Below are 9,314 nucleotides of genomic sequence, written 5' to 3' on the forward strand. Positions count from 1 at the left end.
CTGCCGCCCCGACTACCTCGAAGCCTTCCAGACCCTGGCTGAGCTGGCCAGCAAGGCCGGCCGCGAAGGCCACGCCGCCCAGCTCTGGGCACCCCTGGTGACCTGGAGCAAAACCCGGATCGTGCAGGAGGCCCGGCGGCTGGGCGTGCCGATCGAGCGCACCTGGAGCTGCTACGCCGGTGGCGAGCAGCCCTGCGGCGTGTGCGACAGCTGCCGCATCCGCGATGCCGCCCTGCTGGCAGCCGGGGCATGAGCCCGCCCCGCCACCGCGAGCCCCTGCATCACCCCCTACCCTGGCGGGATCCCTGGCCCCTGGTGCAAGCCCTGGCCGCCGAGCTGGGCAGGGAAGGTCTGGTGTGGCTCGATGGCGATGGCAGCGCCCAGGGCCACCGCAGCTGCCTCGGCCTGGCGCCCCTAGAGCAGCGCATCTGCCGCGGCCTGCCGGGAGAGAGCGGAGCCAGTGATCCCTTCGCAGCCCTAGCCGAGCTGGCGGCGGGCGGCGGCCACTGGATGGGCTGGCTCAGCTACGAAGCCGGCGCCTGGGTGGAGCCAGCACCCCACTGGCAATCCCCCGACATGGCCCTGCTCTGGGCCGCCCGCCACGACCCGGTGCTGGTGATCGACCACCCCAGCCAGAGGCAATGGCTCGAGGGCCAGGATCCAGCAAGGCTGAGCAGCTTTGCCGCCCTGCTGGAGCGGCTTGATCTGGGCGCCCCGCCAGCGAGCCAACCGCCAACCGCGATCGCGCCAGCCTCCTGGCACTGGCACACCCCCCCCGAGCGCTTCGCCGATCAGGTGGAGCAGATCCTCGCCTGGATCGCCAGCGGCGATCTTTTCCAGGCCAATCTCACCGCCTGCTGCGAGCAGCAACTGGCGAACCCCGCCGATCCCCTGGAGCTCTACGGCCGCCTGCGGCGCAGCTGCGCCGCACCCTTCGGTGGCCTGGCGATCGCCGGAGCAGCGGCGGCTGGTGAGGCGGTGCTCTCGGCCTCCCCGGAACGGTTCCTGCGGCTGGATGGGACGGGGCAGGTGGAGACGCGGCCGATCAAGGGCACCCGGCCCCGCCACCAGCACCCCGAGGCCGATGCCGATGCCGCCGCCGACCTGGTCACCAGTGCCAAGGACCGGGCTGAGAACGTGATGATCGTCGACCTACTGCGCAACGACCTGGGGCGGGTGTGCCAGCCAGGCTCGATCCAGGTGCCCCAGCTGGTGGGGCTGGAAAGTTATCGCCAAGTGCACCACCTCACCTCGGTGGTGCGGGGCCAGCTGGGCGATGGGCTGAGCGCCATTGACCTGCTGCGGGCCTGCTGGCCGGGGGGCTCGATCACCGGGGCCCCAAAAATCCGGGCCTGCCAGCGGCTGCACGGCCTGGAGCCGGTACCCCGGGGGCCCTACTGCGGCTCCCTGTTCCGGCTGGGGGCCGACGGGCAGTTCGACAGCAGCATCCTGATCCGCTCGCTGCTGCTGCGGGGCCAGCGGCTACGGGCCCACGCCGGCTGCGGCATCGTGGCCGACTCCGATCCCGCCGCCGAAGCCGAGGAGCTGGGCTGGAAACTGCAACCGCTGCTGGAGGCCCTGGCGTGAATCGCCCCCAGCCCATGGCCGCCGCGATTGCCTGGCTGGGGGATGGCTCGGGGCATGGTTGCTGGGGCAGCCCCGCTGACCTGGCTATACCGCTCGACGATCGGGGCCTGCTGCTGGCCGACGGCCTATTTGAAACGGTGCTGGTGGAGACCGGCCGGGCCTGGCTGCTGGCGGAGCATCTGGAGCGCTGGCAGGGCTCGGCGGCCCTGCTGGGGCTGCCACCACCACCGGGGGCAGCGACCGTGGAGAGCCTGCTGGGCGCAGCCACCACCCGCAGCGGCATCGGCACGGCCCTGGGCAGCAGCGGCGCCCTGCGGCTCAACTGGAGCCGCGGCAGCAGCGACCGGAGCAGCACCAGCCGGGGGATCGACCTGGCCGGCAACGACGAGCCCCGCTTCTGGCTGCAGCTCAGCGCCATCGAGCCCTGCTTCGCGCCGCTGCGGGTGATCGTCAGCCCCACCGAAACCCGCAGCGCCACCAGCCTGCTGAGCCGCTGCAAGAGCTTCGCCTATGGGGCCTCGATCCAGGCCCGCCGCCAGGCCCGCGCCGCCGGCGCTGACGATGCCCTGCTGCCCAGCTCCGCCGGCGGCCTCTGCTGCGGCACCACCGCCAACCTGCTGGTGTGGCATGGGGGCAGCTGGATCACCCCACCGCTGAGCAGCGGCTGCCTGCCGGGGGTGATGCGGCGGCGGGCCCTGGAGCGGGGGCTGGTGGCGGAGGCCCTGATCGGGGAGCAGGATCTGCTCGGGGCTGGGGCGGCCTGGTTGATCAACAGCCTCAGCTGCCGGCCGATCAGCCACCTGGGGGCGGTGCCCCTGGCGAGCTGCGGCCAGCAGCCCGAAAGGTTCTGGCGCCAACTACTCCTGCCCGATCGCCCCTGCGGTTAATTGCAACGCAGTCAGTTGCAACGCAGTTAATTGCAACCCATGGTGGAGATCCGGTAGGTGAAGCCGGTGGCCGCTTGGTCGGCACTGGCACCGATCTTGAAGTTGAGCTGGCTGACGGTTTTGCCGGGGATCGCCGGGAAGGGGCCCCACATGCGGCCCGTACCTATCTGGGGAGCGAACGACTCGTTGATCACCTGCAGACTGGAGCCATCGGTGAACTTGAGATAGCCCTGGATGGGGTAGGTGGCACTCACCGAGGAGTCAGCTGTGAAGAAAAATTTGTAGCTGGCGTAGGGCTGGGTCACGAAGAAATCGGTGTTCCAGTTCGGACGGCCAAACGGATTGCCCGAGCCCACTGTCTTGAGCACGATGTTGGTGGTGCCATTGCCGCCCACCGGGGCCAGGAACTGGCAAGTTTGGGCCTGGACCAGCGCCGGTGCCGCCAGGGTGGCGCCGGAGGCAAAAACTCCAGCGATAGCAGCGTTGAGCAGGCTAGGGCGCATGAATTTGCAGAAACTGCAGGCAATTCTGGCCGGCCTTCCGTATCAATACACACCGGCGATGACCCCGCCGGCTGGACATGATCCCGCCACGTCGAGGGGGTGATCCATGTTCACGGAATACAAACCCAACAAGGGCTACGACGAATATTTCAGTGCCGCCGACCAGCCCCGCAGCGCCCTGAGGCCCCTGCTCTCCTCCCTGGGCCAGCTGGGCCTCGACGAACTCAACCGCAACCATGCCGCCGCCGGAGTGCTGTTGCGGAGGCTGGGGGCCACCTTTCGCCTCAACGATTCCGGCAGCCAGGGGGGGGAGCGGATCCTGCCCTTTGATCCCCTGCCCCGGCTGATCAGCAACGACGACTGGCAGCGGCTGGAGGAGGGCCTGCTGCAGCGCCTGGAGGCGATAGACCTCTTTCTGGCCGACGTCTATGGCCCCCAGCAAATCCTGCGCGATGGCCACATCCCAAGGGAAGACGTGGAGAGCTCCCAGGGCTGGCGCCCCCAGCTGCAGGGCTTCAAGCCCCCCCTGGGCCGCTGGTGCCACATCTCCGGCCTGGATCTGGTGCGCGACGGCCAGGGAGCCTGGCGGGTGCTGGAGGACAACCTGCGCTGCCCCTCCGGCGTGGCCTACTTCCTGGAAAATCGCCGCGTGATGAAGCGGATGTTCCCGAGCCTGTTTTCAGGACGCACGGTGCAACCGATCGACGATTACCCCTCCCGCCTGCTGCAGACCCTGCGGGAGCTGGCCCCCTGGACCGATACCCCCAAGGTGGTGCTGCTCACCCCGGGGGTTTTCAACAGCGCCTACTTCGAGCACAGCTACCTGGCCCAGCAGATGGGCATCCAGCTGGTGGAGGGTCGCGACCTGATCTGCCAGGACGACCGGGTGTGGATGCGCAGCACGGCCGGCCTGGAGCCGGTGGATGTGATCTACCGGCGCATCGATGACGACTTCCTCGATCCGGCCGTATTCCGCAGCGATTCAATGCTGGGGGTGCGAGGCCTGATGGCGGCCTACCGGGCCGGCCGGGTGGCGATCGCCAATGCCCCCGGCACCGGCGTCGCCGACGACAAACTGATCTATGCCTACGTGCCGGAGATGATTCGCTACTACCTCAGCGAGGAGCCGATCATCGAAAATGTGCCCACCTACCTCTGCTCCCGCCAGGAAGACCGGGCCTATGTGCTGGCCCACCTGGGCGAGCTGGTGGTCAAGGCGGTGGCTGAGGCGGGCGGTTACGGCATGCTGATCGGCCCCCATGCCAGCCCGGAGGAGATCGCCGAATTCGATGCCAAAATCCAGGCCGATCCCCGTAATTACATCGCCCAGCCCACCCTGGAGCTCTCCACCGTGCCGTCGTTGAGCGAGGGCGAACTGTTCCCCTGCCACGTCGACCTGCGGCCCTACGTGCTGCGCGGCAGGGGAGCCTGGGTCAGCCCCGGTGGCCTCACCCGGGTGGCCCTGCGCCGGGGATCCCTGGTGGTGAACTCCTCCCAGGGGGGAGGCTGCAAGGACACCTGGATCGTGGCCGAGCAACCATGCTGAGCCGCGTCGCCGATTCGCTTTACTGGATTAACCGCTATGTGGAGCGGGCTGAGAACATCTCCCGCTTCGTCGAGGTGAGCGAGGCCATGGCCCTCGATTGCCCTCCCGGCAGCGCCGAGCCCTGGCTGCCCCTGATCGACGCCAGTGGCGATCGGGAGTTGTTCGATCAGCTCTATCCAGCCGGCGGGCCCGAGCAGGTGGTGGAGTTTCTGGTGCGGGCGGAAGCCAATCCCCACAGCGTGGCCAACTGCATCGCCATCGCCCGGGAAAACGCACGCCAGATCCGTGACGTGATCACCACCGAGATGTGGGAGCAGCTCAACGACATCTACTGGACCCTGCTTGACAGCGAAGGCTTCTGGAAACAGCAGCCCCAGGAGCAGTTGCGGGACATCCGCCGGGCCTGCCAACTCTTTTACGGCATCACCGATGCCACCCTCAGCCGTGACCTCTCCTGGCACTTCAGCCGGCTGGGCCGACTGCTGGAGAGGGCCGACAAGACCACCCGCATCCTCGATGTCAAATACTTTCTGCTTTTGCCCACCCCGGATGAGGTGGGCGGTGTGCTGGATGAACTGCAGTGGATCTCGCTGCTGCGCAGCGCCGGGGCCTATCAGATGTTCCGCCAGTCCCAGCAGCAGGCGATCGAACCGAAAGCCGTGGCCGCCTTTCTCCTACTGGATCCGATCTTTCCCCGGTCGGTGCGCTACTGCCTAGGGCGCATCGACGAAACCCTGCGCATCGTGCGGGGCCAGGCCGTGCCTGGTGCCCCTGATGAGCTCGAATGCCTCAGCGGGCTCACCCTGGCCCGCTGGAGCTACACCAGCATCGACGAGCTGATCGCCGGGGGATTGCACGAGTCGATCGACGATCTGCAAAGCGATCTCAACCGGCTCCATGATTTGGTCGAGCAGCGCTACTTCATCGCCGACTCCGCATGCGTGCCCGCGTAAACCACACCTTCACCTACAGCTACAGCGCACCCGTGCTGCTTGGCCCCCATCGCTTCTGCCTCAAACCCAGGGGGCAGGGGTTCCAGCGCCTGCTGGATTTCCAGCTGACGATCAGCCCCCAGCCCGGACGCCAATACCCCCTGGTGGCCGCCAGCGGCGATGAAATCATCCGGGCCCGCTTCAATGGATCCTGCGAAGCCTTCAGCGTGCAGGCCAGCAGCCTGGTGGAAACCGAAACGCCTCCCCTACTGCAGGCCTGCCTGGAGGGCAACGAACCGCTGCTGCCCTACCCAGTGGGCCACCTCAACGTGGATCTGGCCGGCAGCCTGGAGGGCTGGCTGCCCAATGGACAGCACGATCCAGCCGCGGTGGACGTGGCCCAGGAGGCGCTGATGGGCAGCGATCAGCGGGCCCTGATGTTCCTGCAGCAGCTGGTTGAGATCATCCAAGACCGGGTCAAGTACACCCAGAGACACATCGGTCCGGCCTGGCCCGCAGGCCGGACCCTCAAGGAGCGGGTGGGCTCCTGCCGCGACCTGGCGATGCTGATGGTCGAAGCCTGCCGCTGCGTCGGCCTGCCGGCCCGTTTTGTCAGCGGTTACCACCTGGTGGAACCGAAACCCGAGATTTACGACCTGCATGCCTGGGCCGAGGTCTACCTCCCCGGTGCCGGCTGGCGGGGCTTTGACCCGAGCGGCAGCGGCATCATCGACGACCGCTACATCCCCCTTGCCACCTCCTCCAAGCCGGAGCTGACGGCAGCGGTCACCGGCAGCTTCTCCGGCCCCAACGGCGTAGAGAGCAAAATGAGCTGGAGCATCGAGGCTGAAATCCAGGAGTCGGCAATCCAAGCGTCGGCAATAGAGAAGTCGACGATCCATGAGTCGACAATTCATGAATCGACCGGGGCCCCTGAGGTTCCCCATCCCCTCTGAGCCCGAGCCAGCCGTGTCTGAAGCGATCCCAGGCCCTGCTGAGGCCATCCCAGGTCCTGCTGAGGTGATCGAACAACGCCTGCGCCAGGCCGGCGTGCAGCTCACCATGGGTGGGGAGCCAACCTTGGTGCCCCTCGAACCGGATGGGGCGGAGTGGAGCGTGGCCGCCGATGGCCCCACCAAGCTCGGCTATGCCAGGGCCCTGGCCAAGGAGCTGCAACGTCGGGCTTGGCCCGACAGCACCCTGCTCTACTGCCCCGGCAAGCGCTACGACGGCGAAGTCAATCCCCGCTGGGCCCTACGGCTGATCCGCGGCGGCGACGGCGACCCCCTGGCGCTCTGGCCCAGCCCGAACCCAGCCGCGGTGCCCAGAAAAAGCCAGGCGCTGAAATTTTTGGCGAAACTCGGCGAGGGGCTCGGCTGCCGCCTGCACCCCCTGGCCCTGAGGGACCCCCACCAGGCGGATCGGCGGATTTGGGCCATACCGCTGAGCTGCGAGCAGGGCCGCTGGCATTCGCTCAACTGGCCGCTGGCCAAGCCCCTGCGCCAGCTCAGCGCAGCCCAGGGCCCGGCCGGGCTGCGCCTACCCCTGCAGCACTTCCCTGAGCAGGGCCTGCGCCAGGTGCTCACCCTGGAGCTCGATGGGGAGGGCTGGGGGCTGTTTCTGCCACCCCTAGCCCGGGAGCCCCTGGAACAGCTGCTGCAGCTAATCGCCCGGCACAGCACCGCCTGGCAGCGGCCGGAGCTCAGCGGCGTGCTGCCGGTGGACTACAGCGGCCACTGGCAGGTGCTGGGCCTGACGGCCGACCCCGGCGTGCTGGAGGTAAACCTGCCGGTGTGCCCCAGCTGGCAGGACTATGCCGACTGGATCCTGCTGCTGGAGCAGGCCGCCGCGGCCGTGGGCCTGCGCTGTTGGCGTGAGCAGGGCGGGCGCCGCGAGGGCACCGGCGGCGGCAACCACCTGCTGCTGGGGGGGCCGAGCCTGGAGACCAACCCCTTCTTTGCCCGACCTGCCTGGCTGGTGGGAATCCTGCGCTACTGGCAGCACCACCCATGCCTGGGGTACCTGTTCAGCGGCCGCAGCGTCGGCCCGGCTTCCCAGGCACCCCGAACCGATGAGGGCTCCGCCAGCCCGCTGGACCTGGAACTGGCCCACCGGGCCCTCGAGCACCTGCCCCCGGGGGACCAGAGGGTGGCGATCGGCGAAACCCTGCGCCACCTGCACGCCGACCGCAGCGGCAACACGCACCGCAGCGAGATCAGCCTCGACAAGTTCTGGAACCCGGCCTGGACCGCAGGCTGCCAGGGGCTGCTGGAATTTCGGGCCCTGGAGTCCTTGCCGGAGCCCGGCTGGACCAACGCCGTCGCCCTGCTCTGGCGCGCCCTGGCCGTGCATCTGCTGGAGCCCGCCCATCGCCCCAGCCAGCTGCGTGACTGGGGCCCAGCCCTGCACGACCAGCTCCTGCTCCCCAGCCAGCTCTGGAGCGATCTGGAGCAGGTGCTGGCCGAGCTCGCCGCTGACGGCCTCCAGCTTGATCCGAAACCCTTTGCGGAGATCTGGCAGTGGCGCTTCCCCCAGCTGCTGCACTGGCAGGAGGGGGCTGCAGAGCTGACGATCCGCCAAGCTCTCGAACCCTGGCCCCTGCTCTGCGACACGCCGGTGGAGGGGGGCAGCACCAGCCGCTTCGTGGACAGCTCCCTGCGGCGCTTTGAACTGATCACCAGCCCCGACTTCCGCCGCCGCTTCCGGCTGGAGCTGCAGGGCAGAGCCTTGCCCCTGCCAGCTCCAGAGGAGCAGGGGCCGCTGTCCGTGCGCTACCGCCAGGAGGCCCTGTTCCCCTGCCTGCATCCCTGCCTGCCGGTGGATGTGCCCCTAGAGCTGGAACTGAGCGATGCCGCCAGCGGCACCAGGCTGCAGGCCTGGCGGCTGGAGCGGGAGGAGCAGGGCTTTGGGCCCATCGCCGCCCAGCCCGGGGGCCCCAGGGCTAAGGGGCCAAGCCTGCGCGGCCCAGAATCGGGCTCCTGCAGCCTCGATCTGCGCCTCTAGGGCTACCAGCTCACCCCGTGCAACTTGGGGAGGGGCGCCGTTTTGAAGGTGGTGGCAAACAGGCGCGGGATGCGGCGGCTGTTGTAGACGCGGAATTCCCGCAGCACGCTGGCACCCTCCTCGCGCACGGCCTGGTTGAGCACCACCGAGCCATCCGGGTCGGAAACGGAGCGGTGGAAGGTGCCCGGGGGAATGCGCAGGATGTCGCCGCCGGTTTCCAGGCGAACTATGTGATACGGGTAATTCCAGCCGAGATTCACCAGGTAGAAGGTGCGGCCGCCATGGAGGGCCAGCAGGTTGTCCTCCTGGTGGGGGTGCAGATAAAACTGCCAGGCGCCAGTCTTCTCCTCGTCAGGGGGGCTGATGGCCGGGCCGGCATGGATCACCAGGTCGCGGGCATTCGATGCGGCGACGGTGATGTCAAAAAAGCGCACCGCCGGGGTATCTCGAAACTTCTCGTAGGGGATCAACTCAAACATCGGCGCCGGTTTGGGCATGAACGCAGTCATTAGGTCCGGCACGGAGGCTGGCTTGTGAAGCATCAGTGAAACGAACAATCCGACCAACCAACCGTTTCAACCACTACTGAAACCGCCAAACCACCGGCCAGTTTCGCTAGTGACCCGCAGAGCCTGCCCCTCAAAAGGGAATCGGCATCTCCACGGCAGCTGGAGCGGGACTGCAGGCGGCCACCCGCTGGGCCACCACCGGGCCCACCAGCACGATCGAGGGGGAGGCGAAATTCTGCTCGCCGGCGCGGTCGGCCAGTTCGCCGAGGGGGCTGAGCAATAGGCGCTGGCCCACCACCGTGCCCTGCTGGATCACCGCCGCCGGCGTGTCAGCGGCCAGGCCCCCC

General features: G+C 68.2%; 9 protein-coding genes and 1 pseudogene. 7 read left to right on the forward strand and 3 right to left on the reverse strand.

What is annotated here, in order from left to right; translation table 11 throughout:
• From KBZ15_RS12280 to KBZ15_RS12290, 3 genes are all read left to right on the forward strand, one after another.
• The coding region (locus tag KBZ15_RS12280; protein ID WP_255015488.1) for a 7-cyano-7-deazaguanine synthase at positions 1 to 253 on the forward strand (253 nt) is incomplete at its 5' end.
• A complete protein-coding gene (locus KBZ15_RS12285) occupies positions 250 to 1,587 on the forward strand; it encodes an anthranilate synthase component I family protein (RefSeq protein ID WP_255015489.1) in 1,338 nt (445 codons plus the stop codon). The genes KBZ15_RS12280 and KBZ15_RS12285, both read left to right, overlap by 4 nt.
• Positions 1,584 to 2,474, forward strand: coding sequence for an aminotransferase class IV (locus tag KBZ15_RS12290; RefSeq protein WP_255015490.1), 891 nt, complete (start codon positions 1,584 to 1,586; stop codon positions 2,472 to 2,474). The genes KBZ15_RS12285 and KBZ15_RS12290 overlap by 4 nt, the downstream gene beginning before the upstream one ends.
• Before the next feature lie 26 nt (positions 2,475 to 2,500).
• Here KBZ15_RS12290 and KBZ15_RS12295 read toward each other — a convergent pair whose 3' ends face one another.
• Positions 2,501 to 2,977 (reverse strand): hypothetical protein, encoded by a 477-nt coding sequence (locus tag KBZ15_RS12295; RefSeq protein ID WP_255015491.1) that lies wholly within the window; start codon positions 2,975 to 2,977, stop codon positions 2,501 to 2,503.
• A gap of 106 nt (positions 2,978 to 3,083) precedes the next feature.
• Here KBZ15_RS12295 and KBZ15_RS12300 point away from each other — a divergent pair, with 106 nt between their 5' ends.
• The 4 genes from KBZ15_RS12300 to KBZ15_RS12315 are packed head-to-tail and all read left to right on the forward strand — an operon-like array spanning position 3,084 to position 8,458.
• Positions 3,084 to 4,523 carry a circularly permuted type 2 ATP-grasp protein gene (locus KBZ15_RS12300; protein ID WP_255015492.1) on the forward strand — a complete coding sequence of 480 codons (1,440 nt, stop codon included), beginning with the start codon at positions 3,084 to 3,086 and terminating at the stop codon, positions 4,521 to 4,523.
• The gene (locus KBZ15_RS12305; RefSeq protein WP_254931552.1) at positions 4,517 to 5,476 is read left to right on the forward strand and encodes an alpha-E domain-containing protein; all 960 of its coding nucleotides are present in this window, start codon (positions 4,517 to 4,519) and stop codon (positions 5,474 to 5,476) included. Before KBZ15_RS12300 ends, KBZ15_RS12305 begins: the two co-directional genes overlap by 7 nt.
• Positions 5,461 to 6,411, forward strand: a complete 951-nt coding sequence (locus KBZ15_RS12310) for a transglutaminase family protein (RefSeq protein ID WP_255015493.1) — start codon at positions 5,461 to 5,463, stop codon at positions 6,409 to 6,411. The genes KBZ15_RS12305 and KBZ15_RS12310 overlap by 16 nt, the downstream gene beginning before the upstream one ends.
• A gap of 13 nt (positions 6,412 to 6,424) precedes the next feature.
• Positions 6,425 to 8,458: a transglutaminase family protein gene (locus KBZ15_RS12315; RefSeq protein ID WP_255015494.1), complete on the forward strand. Its 2,034-nt coding sequence runs from the start codon at positions 6,425 to 6,427 to the stop codon at positions 8,456 to 8,458.
• A 2-nt stretch (positions 8,459 to 8,460) separates the two neighbouring features.
• Here KBZ15_RS12315 and KBZ15_RS12320 read toward each other — a convergent pair whose 3' ends face one another.
• On the reverse strand, positions 8,461 to 8,937 hold the full coding sequence (locus KBZ15_RS12320; RefSeq protein ID WP_254931825.1) for a redox protein: 477 nt from the start codon (positions 8,935 to 8,937) through the stop codon (positions 8,461 to 8,463).
• 160 nt (positions 8,938 to 9,097) lie between these two features.
• Positions 9,098 to 9,314: pseudogene (locus tag KBZ15_RS12325) on the reverse strand (uroporphyrinogen-III C-methyltransferase); the annotation flags it as partial.

Origin of the sequence: Cyanobium sp. BA20m-p-22 (assembly GCF_024346275.1) — a bacterium.
Taxonomy (GTDB): Bacteria; Cyanobacteriota; Cyanobacteriia; order PCC-6307; family Cyanobiaceae; genus Cyanobium_A.

Bases quoted from the DNA above. Each gene is read 5' to 3' on its own strand.
- KBZ15_RS12285 (WP_255015489.1), top strand. From the start codon at position 250: ATGAGCCCGCCCCGCCACCGCGAGCCCCTGCATCACCCCCTACCCTGG.
- KBZ15_RS12295 (WP_255015491.1), bottom strand. From the start codon at position 2,977: ATGCGCCCTAGCCTGCTCAACGCTGCTATCGCTGGAGTTTTTGCCTCC.
- KBZ15_RS12300 (WP_255015492.1), top strand. From the start codon at position 3,084: ATGTTCACGGAATACAAACCCAACAAGGGCTACGACGAATATTTCAGT.
- KBZ15_RS12305 (WP_254931552.1), top strand. From the start codon at position 4,517: ATGCTGAGCCGCGTCGCCGATTCGCTTTACTGGATTAACCGCTATGTG.
- KBZ15_RS12310 (WP_255015493.1), top strand. From the start codon at position 5,461: ATGCGTGCCCGCGTAAACCACACCTTCACCTACAGCTACAGCGCACCC.
- KBZ15_RS12320 (WP_254931825.1), bottom strand. From the start codon at position 8,937: ATGTTTGAGTTGATCCCCTACGAGAAGTTTCGAGATACCCCGGCGGTG.